This is a genomic window from Caulobacter sp. GW821-FHT09B11 (assembly GCF_059418205.1).
Window position 1 is genome coordinate 62,228 of sequence record NZ_JBWKPK010000002.1, and the last position, 14,320, is coordinate 76,547.

General features: G+C 71.8%; 12 protein-coding genes. 8 read left to right on the forward strand and 4 right to left on the reverse strand.

Features of this window, described 5'->3' with window-relative positions; all coding sequences use genetic code 11:
* The first annotated feature begins 30 nt into the window (after window positions 1-30).
* The 5 genes from AC07N1_RS01265 (at window position 31) to lpxK (ending at window position 6,080) form a co-directional block, all read left to right on the forward strand.
* Complete coding sequence (locus tag AC07N1_RS01265; protein WP_494670111.1) at window positions 31-1,845, forward strand: ABC transporter ATP-binding protein; 1,815 nt, start codon at window positions 31-33, stop codon at window positions 1,843-1,845.
* The gene (locus AC07N1_RS01270) at window positions 1,842-2,546 is read left to right on the forward strand and encodes a lysophospholipid acyltransferase family protein (RefSeq protein ID WP_494670112.1); all 705 of its coding nucleotides are present in this window, start codon (window positions 1,842-1,844) and stop codon (window positions 2,544-2,546) included. Before AC07N1_RS01265 ends, AC07N1_RS01270 begins: the two co-directional genes overlap by 4 nt.
* 218 nt (window positions 2,547-2,764) lie before the next feature.
* Window positions 2,765-3,817: a cation diffusion facilitator family transporter gene (locus AC07N1_RS01275; RefSeq protein ID WP_494670113.1), complete on the forward strand. Its 1,053-nt coding sequence runs from the start codon at window positions 2,765-2,767 to the stop codon at window positions 3,815-3,817.
* Window positions 3,814-5,079, forward strand: a complete 1,266-nt coding sequence (locus AC07N1_RS01280; protein ID WP_494670114.1) for a 3-deoxy-D-manno-octulosonic acid transferase — start codon at window positions 3,814-3,816, stop codon at window positions 5,077-5,079. Before AC07N1_RS01275 ends, AC07N1_RS01280 begins: the two co-directional genes overlap by 4 nt.
* The gene (gene lpxK / locus AC07N1_RS01285) at window positions 5,076-6,080 is read left to right on the forward strand and encodes a tetraacyldisaccharide 4'-kinase (RefSeq protein ID WP_494670115.1); all 1,005 of its coding nucleotides are present in this window, start codon (window positions 5,076-5,078) and stop codon (window positions 6,078-6,080) included. Before AC07N1_RS01280 ends, lpxK begins: the two co-directional genes overlap by 4 nt.
* A 123-nt stretch (window positions 6,081-6,203) precedes the next feature.
* On the opposite strand, the gene AC07N1_RS01290 is transcribed toward lpxK, so the two are convergent.
* The 3 genes from AC07N1_RS01290 to purD form a co-directional block, all read right to left on the reverse strand.
* Window positions 6,204-7,514: a metal-dependent hydrolase family protein gene (locus tag AC07N1_RS01290; RefSeq protein WP_494670116.1), complete on the reverse strand. Its 1,311-nt coding sequence runs from the start codon at window positions 7,512-7,514 to the stop codon at window positions 6,204-6,206.
* Window positions 7,515-7,791: 277 nt separating this feature from the next.
* On the reverse strand, window positions 7,792-8,865 hold the full coding sequence (locus AC07N1_RS01295; protein WP_494670117.1) for a phosphotransferase family protein: 1,074 nt from the start codon (window positions 8,863-8,865) through the stop codon (window positions 7,792-7,794).
* Between the two features lie 181 nt (window positions 8,866-9,046).
* Window positions 9,047-10,330 carry a phosphoribosylamine--glycine ligase gene (purD, locus tag AC07N1_RS01300; protein ID WP_494670118.1) on the reverse strand — a complete coding sequence of 428 codons (1,284 nt, stop codon included), beginning with the start codon at window positions 10,328-10,330 and terminating at the stop codon, window positions 9,047-9,049.
* Between the two features lie 174 nt (window positions 10,331-10,504).
* Between purD and AC07N1_RS01305 the strand changes: the two genes are divergently transcribed.
* Window positions 10,505-12,136, forward strand: a complete 1,632-nt coding sequence (locus AC07N1_RS01305; protein ID WP_494670119.1) for a PAS domain-containing sensor histidine kinase — start codon at window positions 10,505-10,507, stop codon at window positions 12,134-12,136.
* A gap of 297 nt (window positions 12,137-12,433) precedes the next feature.
* Window positions 12,434-13,054 (forward strand): cysteine hydrolase family protein, encoded by a 621-nt coding sequence (locus AC07N1_RS01310; RefSeq protein WP_494670120.1) that lies wholly within the window; start codon window positions 12,434-12,436, stop codon window positions 13,052-13,054.
* On the opposite strand, the gene AC07N1_RS01315 is transcribed toward AC07N1_RS01310, so the two are convergent.
* On the reverse strand, window positions 13,051-13,728 hold the full coding sequence (locus AC07N1_RS01315) for a cation efflux transmembrane domain-containing protein (RefSeq protein WP_494670121.1): 678 nt from the start codon (window positions 13,726-13,728) through the stop codon (window positions 13,051-13,053). The two genes, AC07N1_RS01310 and AC07N1_RS01315, sit on opposite strands and share 4 nt — an antisense overlap.
* Window positions 13,729-13,790: 62 nt before the next feature.
* On the opposite strand from AC07N1_RS01315, the gene AC07N1_RS01320 reads away from it, so the two are divergent.
* Window positions 13,791-14,246: a MerR family transcriptional regulator gene (locus tag AC07N1_RS01320; RefSeq protein ID WP_494670122.1), complete on the forward strand. Its 456-nt coding sequence runs from the start codon at window positions 13,791-13,793 to the stop codon at window positions 14,244-14,246.
* The last annotated feature ends 74 nt before the right edge of the window (window positions 14,247-14,320 follow it).

Consider the following 14,320-nt stretch of genomic DNA (forward strand, 5'->3'; position numbering starts at 1 on the left):
AGCCCTCCTGCGAAATCCGACCCCTCGCCCATGACCGACGCCGCCGAGACCGAGACCTCCAACCGCGCCCTGGCCGCGCGGGTCTGGCGCGAGTTCCTGCGGCCGCGCTGGAAGGGCCTGCTGGTTTCGCTGGCCGCCGCCGTGGTCGTGGCGACCCTGAGCGGCCAGCTGGCCCAGATCATCCAGCCGGCGATCGACGAGCTGATCACCCATCCCCAGCCGGGGGCCATCCTGCGGATTCCCGCGATCATCGCCGCCCTGGCGATCGGACGCGGCCTGTTCCAGGTGCTGCAATCGGTGCTGATCAGCCGCATCGGCAACGGCGTCGTCGGCGACATGCAGGTGCGGTTGTTCGGCAAGCTGGTCCGGGCCGATCTGGCCCGCCTGCGCGGCGCCCATTCGGGCTCCTACGTCTCCTCGGTGCTCTACGACGCCGGCCTGATCCGCGAAGCCGCGACGACGGGCGTGGTCAACTACGTGCGCGAATTCCTCACCGTGATCGCCGCGCTCTACGTGATGTTCACCCTCGACCCGATCCTGGCGGGCGGCATCATCGTTCTGGCCCCCCTGGCCAGCCTGATCATGCGGCGCTTCTCGAAGAAGACCACCAAGGCCGCCAAGGGCGCGATGGGCGAGACCTCCAACCTGTCGACCGCGATCATGGAGAGCCTCGACGGCATCAAGATCGTCAAGATGGAGAACCGCGAGGCCTATGAGGAGGGACGCGTCGCCACGGTGGTCGAGCGCCGACAGCACCACCTGATCAAGGGCAGCAACGCCAAGGCCATGGCCGCGCCGGCCACCGAGGCCTTCACCACCCTGATCGTCGCCGCCGTCTTCGTCTACGCCGGCTGGCGGGCGACCGCCGGCGCCGGCGTCCTGGGCGGAACCCTGACCGCCGGGGCCTTCTTCGCCTTCCTCACCGCCCTGCTGATGGCCGCCCAGTCGCTGCGCCAGGTGGCCAACCTGCAGACAGTGTTCAGCGAAGGCTTCACCGCCGCCCGCCGGCTGTTCGCCGCGCTCGACGTCGCGCCGGCCATCGTCGAGCCGGCCGGCGCCGCCCCCCTGCCGCCCGGCGACGGCGTGGTGGTGCTGGACCATGTCGACTTCGCCTATGGCGAAAACGCCCCGGCCCTCTCCGACGTGTCGCTGCACGTGCGCCAGGGCGAGACCGTGGCCCTGGTCGGTCCGTCCGGCGGCGGCAAGAGCTCGATCCTGAACCTGATCCCCCGCTTCTACGACGTCGCCGGCGGCGCGGTGACCATCGACGGCCACGACGTGCGCGCGGTGACCCTGGCCAGCTTGCGCGACCGCATCGCCCTGGTGACCCAGGAGCCGTTCCTGTTCGACGACACCATCCGCGCCAACATCGCCTACGCCAAGCCGGACGCGACGGACGCAGAGATCGAGACCGCCGCCGCCCAGGCCGCCGCCCACGACTTCGTCAGCGCCCTGCCCGACGGCTACGAGACCCGGGTCGGCGAGGCCGGCGCGCGCCTGTCGGGCGGCCAGCGCCAGCGCATCGCCATCGCCCGCGCGTTCCTCAAGAACGCCCCGATACTGCTGCTCGACGAGGCCACCAGCGCGCTGGACACCGAAAGCGAGGCCCTGGTGCAGGCGGCGCTGGAGCGGCTGATGGCCGGCCGCGCGACGATCCTGATCGCCCACCGCCTGTCGACCGTGAAGCACGCCGACCGCATCTATGTCATCGACAAGGGCCGCGTCGTCGAGACCGGAACCCATGCCGGCCTGGTCCGCGCCAAGGGCCTCTACGCCCGCCTGGCCAAGGCCCAGGACCTCGACCACGCGCCCCCCGCTCCCGGCTCCGAGGAGACCGCCTCTTGAGGCCCCTGCGTTCGCCCATCGTCATCAAGATCCTGTCGTCGATCTTCGCCGGCTATTCCAAGCTGGTGTTCGCCACCCTGCGCATGACCGTCGAGGGCCAGGACAAGGCCGAGGGCGTCTGGGCGCAGGGCCGCACCCAGGGCACGGGCGCGATCCTGTGCTTCTGGCACTCGCGCATCCCGCTCTCGCCGCTGTCCTGGCCGCAGAGCCCGGCCCGCCAGGACATGCGCGCCCTCATCTCGCTGTCCAACGACGGCGAGTTCATCGCCCGCACGGTCGAGAAGCTGGGCTTTCCCGCCATCCGCGGCTCGTCGGCCAAGAAGTCGGACCTGGGCAAGAACAAGCACGGCGAGCAGGCCTTCCGCGACATGATCAAGTGGGTGAAGGACGGCGGCGGCATGGCCATCACGCCCGACGGCCCTCGCGGCCCGGCCGAGCACATGGAAAAGGGCACCCCCACCCTGGCCCGCTTCACCGGCGCCCCGGTGATCTTCGTGGGCCTCGCCGCCAAGCCCTGCATCCGCCTGGGCTCGTGGGACGCCACGATGATCCCCTTGCCCTTCGCCAAGGCCGCCATGGTCTGGGACGGCCCGACCGGGGCCGGACGCGGCGATGATCCCGAGGCGCTGGTCGGCGACTGGGAGGCCCGGCTGTCGGCGGCGACCCGACGCGCCGAAGAGATCGTGGGGCTGTCGGACTAAGCCGCCCCAAAGGAACCTCCCCCTGTGGGGGAGGCGGCCGAAGGCCGGAGGGGGGACGTTTTCAGCTTCCGATATGCTGGCCGCCCCTTCACCCGCTCCCCCCCACCGATCGCTGCGCGATCGCCTCCCCCATAGGGGGAGGTTCCTTCCTGCGCAGCCGCCGTCTCCTGCGGGTTTAGAAGATTGATCCCGCACCGCCTTGGTGGGATGTAGACCCCATGCCGCACGACCATCCGGGCCACGATCACGACCACGACGACCATGGGCACGACGACCATGGGCACGACCATGATCATGACCACGATCACGGTCATGACCACGCCCATGGACACGCTCACGCCCACGGCCACCATCACGGACACGGCCATGGTCACCACGGCCACAGCCACGCGCCCGCCGACTTCGGGCGCGCCTTCGCGATCGGCACGGCGCTGAACCTGGCCTTCGTGGCGGCCGAGGCGCTCGCCGGCTTCGTCACCGGCTCGCTGGCCCTGCTGGCCGACGCCGGCCACAATCTTTCGGACGTGCTGGGCCTGCTGCTGGCCTGGGGCGCGACGGTGCTGGCCAAGCGTGCGCCGACCGGCCGCCGCACCTACGGCCTGCGCAAGGGCACGATCCTGGCCTCGCTGACCAACGCCGCCCTGCTGCTGGTGGCGGTCGGGGCCATCGCCTGGGAGGCCGTGCGCCGCTTCGCCGACCCGCAGCCGGTCGAGACCGGCCCGGTCATGGTCGTCGCCGCCATCGGCATCGCCATCAACACCGCCACGGCGCTGATGTTCATGCGCGGCAGCAAGGACGACCTCAACGTGCGCGGGGCCTTCCTGCACATGGCCGCCGACGCCGCCGTCTCGGCCGGGGTGGTGATCGCCGCCTTGCTGATGTGGGCCACCGGCTGGCTGTGGCTGGACCCCGTCGTCAGCCTGGCCATCGTCGTGGTCATCGTGCTGGGCACCTGGGGCCTGCTGCGCGACTCCCTGGACCTGGCGCTGGACGCCGCCCCGCGCGGCATCGACCCCAAGGCCGTGGCCGACTGGCTGGCCGCCCGTCCGGGCGTGGCCGAGGTGCACGACCTGCACATCTGGGCCATGAGCACCACCGAGACGGCGATGACCGCCCACATCGTCCGCCCCGACGAGACCGACCACGACCAGTTCCTGCACGACGTCTGCGGCGAGCTTTCCAAGCGCTTCAGCATCGGCCACGCCACGATCCAGATCGAGCGCGGCGGCCACGCCCACCCCTGCGCCCTGGCCGCCGAAGGCAGCGTGTGAGCCTGCCCTTCTCCCTGGCGCTGTACCGCGCCGCGACCACGGCCCTGACGCCCGTCGCGCCGGCCCTGCTGCGCCGCCGGGCGGCCAAGGGCAAGGAAGACCCCGCCCGCCTCAACGAGCGCCTGGGCAAGCCCGCCGTCCCGCGCCCCGACGGCGTGCTGGTCTGGCTGCACGGGGCCAGCGTCGGCGAGAGCCTGTCGATCCTGCCGCTGGTCGAGCGCCTGCGGGCCGAGCGGCCGCACGCGGCTATCCTGGTCACCTCGGGCACCGTCACCTCGGCCGAACTCTTGGCCAGGCGCCTGCCGGACGGCGCGATCCACCAGTACCTGCCGGTCGACACGCCCGGCGGCGCGGCGCGCTTCCTCGACCACTGGCGGCCGGACCTGGCCGTCTTCGTCGAGAGCGAGCTGTGGCCCAACCTGCTGCTGGCCGCCAAGGCGCGCGGGACGAAACTGGCCCTCGTCTCGGCCAAGCTGTCGGACAAGAGCTACCGCAGCTGGCAGGCCCGCCCGCTGGCGGCGGCCTGGCTGTTCTCGGGCTTTGACCTGATCCTGGCCCAGGACGGCCGCGCCGCCGACCGCTTCGCCAGCCTGGGCGGAGCCGTGGCCGGCGAGGCCGACCTGAAGTTCGGCTCGGCGTCTCTGCCGGTCGACGAGGCCGAATACGCCCGCCTGCGTTTCCAGCTGACCGACCGGCCGCTGCTGCTGGCCGCCAGCACCCATCCGGGCGAGGACGAGGTCATCCTCGACGCCGTGGCCGGCTTCCACCTGGCCCCGCGCCTGGTGATCGTTCCCCGCCACCCGGTGCGCGGCGAGGAGATCCTGGAGATGGCCCGCGAGCGCGGCCTCGAGGCCGTCCGCCGCAGCCGTTCGCCCGCCACGATGGCCGAGGTGATCGTCGCCGACACCCTGGGCGAGATGGGGCTGTGGTACCGCCTGGCCGACCTGGCCTTGGTCTGCGGCAGCCTGGTCCCCGGGATCGGCGGCCACAACCCGCTGGAGCCGGCGCGGCTGGACTGCCCGGTGGTGTCCGGCCCGCATGTCGAGAACTGGCTGACCGCCTTCGGCGACCTCGCCGCCGTCGAGGGCGTGGCCTATGCCGACGCCTCGGTGCTGGGCGAGCGGCTGTCGGTCCTGCTCGAGACGCCCGAGCGGCTGAAGGCCCAGGCCGCCCGCGCCAAGGCCTTCGTCGAGGCCCGCGACGCCGCCGCCCGCGCGGGCCTGTCGCGGATCCTGGAGCTTGTACCGGAGGCGGCTGCATGAAGCTTTCCACCCCCCGCTGGTGGTATCGCCGCGAAGGCGGCCCCGCCCCCCTGACCCGCGCCCTGCTGACGCCGCTGTCGTGGCTGTGGGCGAGCGCCACCGCCCGCCGCATCGCCAGGGCCAGCCCCGAGGACCCCGGCGCGCCGGTGATCTGCGTCGGCAACCTCACCGCCGGCGGGGTGGGCAAGACGCCGATCGTGCGCGAGCTGCTGCTGGTTCTCACCAACGGCGGCGTGGCGGCCCATGGCCTGTCGCGCGGCTATGGCGGCTCGCTGAAGGGGCCGCTGCAAGTCGATCCCGCCCGCCACAAGGCCGGCGAGGTCGGCGACGAGCCGCTGATGCTGGCCCAGGACTTCCCGATCTGGATCTCGCGCGACCGCGTCGCCGGGGCCAAGGCCGCCGCCGCGGCCGGCGCCCAGGTCATCGTCATGGACGACGGCCACCAGAACCCGGACCTGGCCAAGACCCTGTCGCTGGTGGTGGTCGACGGCGAGACCCGCGACGACGAATGGCCGTTCGGCGACGGCCGGGTGTTCCCCGCCGGGCCGATGCGCGAGCCCCTGGCCGTCGGTCTGGCCCGCGCCGACGCGGTGATCGTGCTGCTGCCGGCCGACCTGCCGCAGGCCGATCCGGAGCTGCTGGCCCTGCTGGCCTCCAAGCCCGTGCTGATCGCCCGGCTGGAGCCGTCCGCCCCGCCGCCGGGCGGCCCGCAGGTGGGCTTCGCCGGCGTCGGCAAGCCGTGGAAGGTCGAGCGCGCCCTGCAGGCCGCCGGCTGCGACCTCGTCGACTTCGCCCCCTTCCCCGACCATGGCGCCTACAGCGAAGACACCCTGCGCGGCCTCGCCGAACGGGCGCGGGACCTCGGCGCCAGCCTGGTCACCACCGAAAAGGACTGGATCCGCCTGCCGCCGGCCTGGCGCGAGCGGGTGGCCGCCTGGCCCGTACGGGCGCGGTTCGAGGATGAGGAAGCGCTGGCGCGGGTGCTGGCGGGGATTTCGTAGCCGCTGCGCGGCCCCCTCAGTCGCTACGCGACAGCTCCCCCAGAGGGGGAGCATCTGCTCGGCCAGATCCTCCCCCTCTGGGGGAGGTGGCCCGGAGGGCCGGAGGGGGTAGCGCGGCGCGCGCTACTTCACCACCACGCCGCCCTTGATCACGTGATCCACCTTCTGGAGCACGCTCACGTCGGCCAGCGGATCGCCCGCCACCGCGATCAGATCCGCCGCCTTGCCCGGCGCCAGCGAGCCGGCCTCGGCCGTGATGCCCAGGTGATCGGCCGCGTTGACCGTCGCCGCGCGGATGGCCTCGATCGGCGAGAGCCCCGCCCGGGTAAGCAGCACGAACTCGTAGGCGTTGTCGCCATGGGCGCTGACGCCGCTGTCGGTGCCGAAGGCGATCTTGACGCCGCCGTCGTGGGCGCGGCGGGCCATGTCGAGCATCTTGGGGCCGGCTTCCAGGGCCTTGGCGGTCTGGGCCGGGGTGAAGAAGTTGCCCGGGCTGGCGGCGATGCGGGCCACGAAGTCGCCGGCCATCAGGGTCGGCACCAGATAGGCGCCGTTCTTCTTGAAGAGGGCGATGCTCTCGCCGTCGAGATAGGTGCCGTGCTCGATGGAGTCGCCGCCGGCCTTGAGGAAGGCGTTGATGCCGTCGACGCCGTGCGCGTGGGCGGTGACGCGGCGGCCCATGCGGTGGGCGCTCTCGACGATGGCGGCCAGTTCGCCGTCGCTGAACTGCTGGGACAGGCCCGCGGCGGTGTTGGACAGCACCCCGCCCGTGGCGGTGATCTTGATGACGTCGGCGCCGCGCCAGACCTGCTCGCGCACGGCGCGGCGGCAGTCGTCGGCGCCCGAGCACACCGACTCCGGCCGCAGCACGTGCATGACCTCTTCGCTGAAGCCGTTGACGTCGCCATGGCCGCCGTGGATCGACACGGCCGAGCCGGCGGCGATGATCCGCGGGCCGACCACGTCGCCGCGCTTGATGCCGGCGCGCAGGGCGAAGATGGCGTCGTTGTCGGCGCCCAGGTCGGCGACGGTGGTGAAGCCGGCCAGCAGGGTCTTGCGCGCATAGCCGGCCCCGACCATCGCCTGGTCGGCCGACGACTGGGTCACCTCGTCGAGGCGCGAATTCGGGCCTTGCTGGCCCGTCAGGTGCACGTGGCTGTCGATCAGCCCGGGCAGCACGAAGCGGTCCTTGAGGTCGACCACCACCCCGCCGGGCTCGGACACGTAGCCGTCGGCGATGCGCACCACCTTGCCGTCCTGGACGACGACGGTCTTGGCGGTCTCGACCTTGCCGGTCGCCGGGTCGGCCAGCAGCTTGCCGGCCTGGACGAAGGTCAGCGGGCCCGCAGCCCCATTGGCAGCTTGCGCGGCGGCGAACGACAGGGCGGCGGCCGCGACGCCGAGCGCGGCGGCGGCCAGGGTACGGATGCGCATGGAGTTAGGCCCCTCTGGAACGTTTCACCCCTCCCCAGGGGCGTTTGGCGGCAGGATGGCGGCGGAGAGCCGGGGCTGTCACGCCATTTTCTTTCGGTGGAGAAAGGGGCGCAGCAGAACCGCGCACCAAATCACCGCCTCCCTCGCCCTTGTGGCGAGGGCCCATGCCGGCCGCTGCTCAGATCCGGGCAAGGCTCGAAAGGTCTGAGCAGGCTGAACGATGGATCCTGGGCACAAGGCCCAGGAAGGCGAACCATGTTTGGTCTCGGAAGAAACCCTAAGCCCCCGCCCTCTTCGCGAAGCTCCACGCCCCCTTGGCCAGCACCGGCACCCGGGCCTCCATCAGCTGCGCATGGGCGCTGGCGGCGGTGCCGTCGCGCACCCGGCCGACGATGCCCTGGCAGATGCCGGCCAGGCGGAAGAGGTTGTAGCTGAAGTACCAGTCCAGCTGCGGCAGGCCCTGCCGCCCCGTCGCGGCGCAGTAGCGGGCCACCGCCTCGTCGATGGTCGGGACGCCATAGGCGGTCAGGTCGGTGATTTCGGCCAGGCCCCCGCGCTGGTCGGACGGCATCACCCAGTTCATCAGGAAATAGGTGAAGTCGGCCAGCGGATTGCCCAGCGTCGACAGCTCCCAGTCCAGCACCGCGATCACCTTCGGCTCGGTGGGGTGCAGGATCATGTTGTCGAGGCGGTAGTCGCCGTGGACGATCGAGGTCTGGTCGTCGGCCGGGGCCGTTGCGGCCAGCCAGTCGATCAGGTGGTCCATCTCCTCGATCTTGGTGGTCTCGCTGGCGCGGTACTGCTTGGTCCAGCGGTCGATCTGGCGGGTGAAGTAGTTGCCCGGCTTGCCGTAGTCGGCCAGGCCCACGGCGGCGTAGTCGACGTTGTGCAGGGCCGCCAGGGTGTCGATCTGGGCCTCGTAGATCGCCCGACGCTCGGCGGGCGCGTAGTCCGGCAGGGTCCCGTCCCAGAGGATGCGGCCCTCGATATTGTCCATCACATAGAAGATCGTGCCGATCACGCCCTCGTCCATGCACAGGGCGTAGGGCCGGGCGACCGGGAAGCGCGCCTGGTGCAGGCCGGAGATCACCTTGAACTCACGGTCGACGGCGTGGGCGCTGGGCAGCAGCTTGCCGGGCGGCTTGCGGCGCAGGACGTAGCGCTTGGCCGGCGTGACCAGCTGGTAGGTGGGGTTGGACTGCCCGCCCTTGAACTGGCGCACTTCCAGCGGGCCGGCATAGCCCTCGACGTTGGCTTCCAGCCAAGCGGCCAGGGCGGCCTCGTCGATCGCATGGCGCGGATCGACCGGCTTGGTGCCCGAATTCAGCTCCTGAGCGGACGGCTCGGCCACGGCGCTTCACTCCCAACATTTGTTTGAATGGGAGTTTAGAGGGTGCACGGCCGGTGGCAATCCCCCTCCGGCCCTCCGGGCCACCTCCCCCAGAGGGGGAGGATCTAGAAGCGCCGCGCCAAGAAGATGCTCCCCCTCTGGGGGAGCTGTCGCGGAGCGACTGAGGGGGCCTCCTCGGCGGTCAGTGATGCCCCAGCGCCCGCCAGCCGATGTCGCTGCGATAGAAGCCGCCTTCCAGGCTCACCGTCCCCAGCGCCGCATAGGCCACGTCGCGGGCCTCGTGCAGGGTCGCGCCCAGGGCGCAGACGTTGAGCACCCGGCCGCCGGAGGCCACCAGGTTTCCGTCGGCGTCGCGGGTCGTGCCGGCGTGGAAGATCTCGGCCTCGTGGCCGTAGTCGGCCTCGGCGCCCTGGATCAGGCCGCCGGTCTTGGGGGCGTCGGGATAGCCCTCGGCGGCCAGGACGACGCAGATCGCCGCCTCGTCGCGCCACTTCGGCGGCTCGGCCGAAGCCAGCTCGCCCTTGGCGGCCGCCAGCAGGATCGGGACGATGTCGCTCTCCAGCCGCAGCATCAGCACCTGGCATTCCGGATCGCCGAAGCGGGCGTTGTATTCGACCAGCTTCGGCCCCGTCGGCGTCAGCATCAGGCCGGCATAGAGCACGCCGACGTACGGATTGCCCTCGGCGGCCATGCCCTCGACGGTCGGCACGATCAGCTCGCGCCAGGCCTGCTCGACCAGGGCGTCGGTCAGCACGGGCGGCGGCGAATAGGTGCCCATGCCGCCGGTATTGGGGCCCTCGTCGCCGTCATAGGCGCGCTTGTGGTCCTGGGCCGCGCCGAACAGCACGGCGGTCTTGCCGTCGGAGAGGGCGAACAGCGAGGCCTCCTCGCCGTGCATGAACTCCTCGATGACGACGCGGGCGCCGGCCGAGCCGAAGCGGCCGCCCAGCATGTCGACCACGGCGGCGTCGGCCGCCTCGCGCGTCTCGGCGATCACCACGCCCTTGCCGGCGGCCAGGCCGTCGGCCTTGATCACGAACGGCGCTTCCAGGGTGTCGAGGAAGGCGCCCGCGGCGGCCGCGTCCTCGAACACGCCATAGGCGGCGGTCGGCAGGTCGTGGCGCTTGCAGAAGTCCTTGGTGAAGGCCTTGGAGGTCTCCAGCTGGGCGGCGCGCTGGCTGCCGCCGAAGCAGGGGATGCCGACTTCGGCGAGCTTGTCGGCCAGGCCGACTTCCAGCGCCGATTCCGGGCCGACCACCACCAGGTCCGCGCCGATCTCCTGGGCGAGGGCGACCAAGCCGTCGGCGTCGGTCGCCTTGACCGGTTTCAGCTCGGCCACGGCCGCAATGCCCGGATTGCCCGGGGCGGCGACCAGGCGGCCGCACAGCGGCGAGGCCGCGATCTTCCAGGCCAGGGCGTGCTCGCGCCCGCCGGACCCGACGAGGAGGATGGTCAGCTTTTCCATGAGCCGGGGATGTCGCGCGGGCGCGGCCCCGGGTCAAGGTCGGGCTGCGTCCTATCGTCTCCCCGGCGGCCTGCGACGCTTGGCGCCGTTGCCGCAGACCGCGCTCCCGGGCTTCCTTGCGTGCGAATACGCGCGTCGGGGCTGGACGCGCCTGAGGGGGCGAACCGCAAGGTCATGGCCAGAGACAACAACTCGCACGCGCGCGAACCCGCGCCGCCGGCCGACGCGGCCGGCCCGGCCGTCTCGTCCACTCCCGAGGCCCTGCACTCCTGGGCCTTCCTAGACGCCGTGGTCGAGAGCGTGCCGGCCATGCTGGTGGTCAAGAACGGCCGCGACGGCCGCTTCGTGCTGGTCAACCGCGCCGGCGAAGACCTGCTGGGCGTGCCGCGCGAGGCCCTGATCGGCCGCTGCGACGCCGACTTCTTCCCCGCCGACCAGGCCGCCTTCTTCGCCGAGATGGACCGCAAGGTGCTGGAGAGCGACGAGGTCTGGGTCATCGACGAAGAGCCGCTGAAGACCCCGCACAACGGCGACCGCTGGCTGCAGACCAAGAAGATCGCCATCCCCGGCGAGGGCGACGAGAAGCTGCTGCTGATCATCAGCGAGGACATCACCGAGCGTAAGGCCTCGGCCGTCGCCCTGGAGGCCGCGCTGGAAAGCGCTCGCGCCGCCAGCATCGCCAAGAGCGAATTCCTGGCGAACATGAGCCACGAGATCCGCACGCCGCTGAACGGCGTGCTGGGCATGGCCCAGGTGCTGGCCCAGACCGAACTGACCCCGCGCCAGCGCGAGATGATGGACGTGATCCTGGGCTCGGGCCGCACGCTGAACGCCCTGCTCAGCGATATCCTGGACTTGGCCAAGGTCGAGGCAGGCGAGGTCGGGCTGGAGCCCGCCCCCTTCAACCTGCGCGGCGCGCTGATCGCCACCGCCGCCACCTTCGAGGGCCTGGCCCACCAGAAGGGGCTGAACTTCTCGCTGGCCTTCGACGACGGCTTCCACGACCGGGTGAGCGGCGACGCCCTGAAGTTCGGCCAGATCGTCAGCAATCTGATCAGCAATGCGGTCAAGTTCACCAGCGAGGGCCATGTGGCCGTCCACGCCCGCACTCAGGCCGAGGGTGAGGCTGTCCGCCTGGTCGTCACGGTCGAGGACACCGGCGAGGGCTTCACGCCGCAGGTGCAGGCCAGCCTGTTCGAGCGTTTCGTGCAGGGCGACGGCTCGATCACCCGGCGGTTCGGGGGCTCGGGCCTGGGGCTGTCGATCGCCCGGCGCTTCGCCCGGCTGATGGACGGCGACATCGCCTGCCGCTCGACGCCCGGCGAGGGCGCCTGCTTCACCTTCACCGCCCGTCTGGATCCGGCAGCTCCGGAAGAGCCCGCGCCGGCCCGTCGTCCGGCCAAGGCGCCCGCCCCAGAGCGCCTGCGCGTGCTGCTGGCCGAGGACCACCCCACCAACCAGCGGGTCGTGGAGCTGATGCTCGACGGCGTCGCCGATCTCGTCATCACCGCCGACGGCGAGGCCGCCCTGGCGGCCTACGAGCGCCAGGCCTTCGATCTGGTTCTGATGGACACCCAGATGCCGGTGATGGACGGCCTGACCGCCATCAGCGAGATCCGCATGCGCGAGCGCGCCGCCGGCCGGCCGCGCATCCCGATCATCTCGCTGACCGCGAACGCCATGCCCCACCAGGTGGAAGCCTGCCTGGCCGCCGGCGCCGACCTGCACCTGGCCAAGCCGATCACCGTCTCGGCCCTGTTCGACAGCATCGCCCAGGCCTGCGAACTGGCGGGGGAAGCGGTTTAGGGGGAAAGCGGTTTAGGGGGCTGCGGCGGACGAGCGCGGCCCGCTCCCCTCTCATCCCGTCATTCCCGCCCTTGTGGCGGGAACCCCTGGTTCCGCTCGCAGGTGAGGCGCCAACGGCGTGCCAAGCACGCCGTCCCATCCGCCCTTGCGGCTGACAGAGGGTTTCTCGCCACAAGGGCGAGAATGACGGGAGATTGGGAGGCGAGGGTACACTCGTCACCCCCGCCACCGCCGGATCGTCCAAGCCCCGCACGCCGATCGCGCGTCTCCTGACGGCCTCGCCGCCGGGAGCCCGCCATGAGCCTCGCCTATCCCCAGGGCCGCACCGCCCTGCTGTTCGTCGATCCCTACAACGACTTCCTGGCCGACGGCGGCAAGCTGTGGCCCAGGGTGGCCGCGACCCAGGGCGCCGAGGGCCTGCACGGGCGGCTGAAGGCCGTGGTCGCCGCGGCGCGAAGCGCGGGCCTTGTGCTGTTCGTCGTGCCCCACCACCGCTTCGCCCTGGGCGACCTCGACGGCTGGAAGCATCCCTCGCCCTATCTGCAGGGCAGCGCCCGGGCCCTGGTGTTCGAGAAGGACGCCTGGGGCGGGGAGTGGCATCCCGACTTCGCGCCCCTGCCCGGCGACGTGATCGTCACCGAGCACTGGGGGTCGAGCGGCTTCGCCAACACCGACCTCGACTACCGCCTCAAGCAGCGCGAGATCACCCACGTGATCCTGATCGGCCTGGTGGCCAACACCTGCATCGAGGGCACCGGCCGCTTCGCCGCCGAGCTGGGCTATCACGTCACCCTGGTCACCGACGCCACGGCGGCGTTCTCGGACGAGGCCCTGCACGCGGCCCACGCCATCAACGCCCCGACCTACGCCCACGCCATCGTGACGGCCGAGGAAGTGACGGCGGCGCTCGGCGCCTAGCGGCTGCGCGCCGCGACGCTGAACCGGCGCGGCGGCGGGGTTTGGGCCTGAGCTTTGACCTGGCGCAGCTCGGCCCGCGCCTGGCGGACGATCTGCCAGCCGCCTTGCAGGGCAAGGCCCGCCATCACCGCGGCCACCGCCAGGTCGGGCCAGCGCGAGCCGGTGCCCAGCACGCCGGCGGCCGCCAGCATCACCGCCACATTGCCGATGGCGTCGTTGCGCGAGCAGATCCATACCGAGCGCATGTTGGCGTCGCCGGTGCGGAAGCCGAACAGCAGCGCCGCCACCCCGACATTGGCGACCAGGGCGATCAGCCCCAGGGTTCCCATCACCGGCGCCTCGGGCGTGCGCCCGGCGATCACGCCCCAGACGGTCATGGCCGACACCCAGCCGCCGAACAGCAGCATGGTCGCGCCCTTCAACAGAGCCGCCCGCGCCCGCCAGGTGAGCGCCAGACCCGCAACACCCAGGCTGATGGCGTAGTTGGCCGCATCGCCCAGGAAATCCAGGGAGTCGGCCTGCAGCGCCGCCGAGCCCGACAAGAGCCCCGCCGCGCCCTCGGCCAGGAACATGCCGCCATTGACGACCAGGGCGATCCACAGCGCCAGCCGCCAGCGCCCCGACGGCGCGGGGGCGTCGGCCTTGCACAGATCATCGCCGCAGCAATTGGCCATCTCTGGACCTCCTCGAAGAAGGCCCTATGTCTGCACCCTGTAGTCGCTACAGGGTCAAGAGCATGTCGGCATCTTCCCGCTTCGCCGGGCCATTGGCCATCGGCGACCTCGCCCGCCTCACCGGCGTGCCGGTCGAGACCATCCGCTACTACGAGCGCATGGGCCTGCTTCCGAAGCCCCCGCGCACGCAGGGCAACTACCGCGCCTACGAGGCCGCCCACGAGCGGCGGCTGGCCTTCGTCAAGCGCTCGCGCGACCTCGGGTTCGGCCTGGACCGCATCCGCGCCCTGCTGGACCTCGCCGACGCGACCGACCGCCCCTGCGGCGAGGTCGACGCCCTGGCCCGCGACCAGCTGGCCGAGGTGGAACGCAAGATCGCCGACCTGCAGGCCATGCGCGAGGAACTGCGCGACATGCTCGACCACTGCCACAGCGACACCGTCGCCGACTGCGGGATCCTGGAACGGCTGCGGGGAAAAGATGCTCCCCCTCTGGGGGAGCTGTCGCGAAGCGACTGAGGGGGTCTGCTCGGCACAGGCCGGCGCGGGGGGGGGGGGGGGGGGGGGGGGGGGGGGGGGGGGGGGGGGGGGGG

Bases quoted from the DNA above. Each gene is read 5' to 3' on its own strand.
- AC07N1_RS01290 (WP_494670116.1), bottom strand. From the start codon at position 7,514: ATGCGCATCCGTACCCTGGCCGCCGCCGCGCTCGGCGTCGCGGCCGCC.
- lpxK (WP_494670115.1), top strand. From the start codon at position 5,076: ATGAAGCTTTCCACCCCCCGCTGGTGGTATCGCCGCGAAGGCGGCCCC.
- AC07N1_RS01320 (WP_494670122.1), top strand. From the start codon at position 13,791: ATGTCGGCATCTTCCCGCTTCGCCGGGCCATTGGCCATCGGCGACCTC.
- AC07N1_RS01275 (WP_494670113.1), top strand. From the start codon at position 2,765: ATGCCGCACGACCATCCGGGCCACGATCACGACCACGACGACCATGGG.
- AC07N1_RS01315 (WP_494670121.1), bottom strand. From the start codon at position 13,728: ATGGCCAATTGCTGCGGCGATGATCTGTGCAAGGCCGACGCCCCCGCG.
- AC07N1_RS01265 (WP_494670111.1), top strand. From the start codon at position 31: ATGACCGACGCCGCCGAGACCGAGACCTCCAACCGCGCCCTGGCCGCG.
- AC07N1_RS01305 (WP_494670119.1), top strand. From the start codon at position 10,505: ATGGCCAGAGACAACAACTCGCACGCGCGCGAACCCGCGCCGCCGGCC.
- AC07N1_RS01310 (WP_494670120.1), top strand. From the start codon at position 12,434: ATGAGCCTCGCCTATCCCCAGGGCCGCACCGCCCTGCTGTTCGTCGAT.
- purD (WP_494670118.1), bottom strand. From the start codon at position 10,330: ATGGAAAAGCTGACCATCCTCCTCGTCGGGTCCGGCGGGCGCGAGCAC.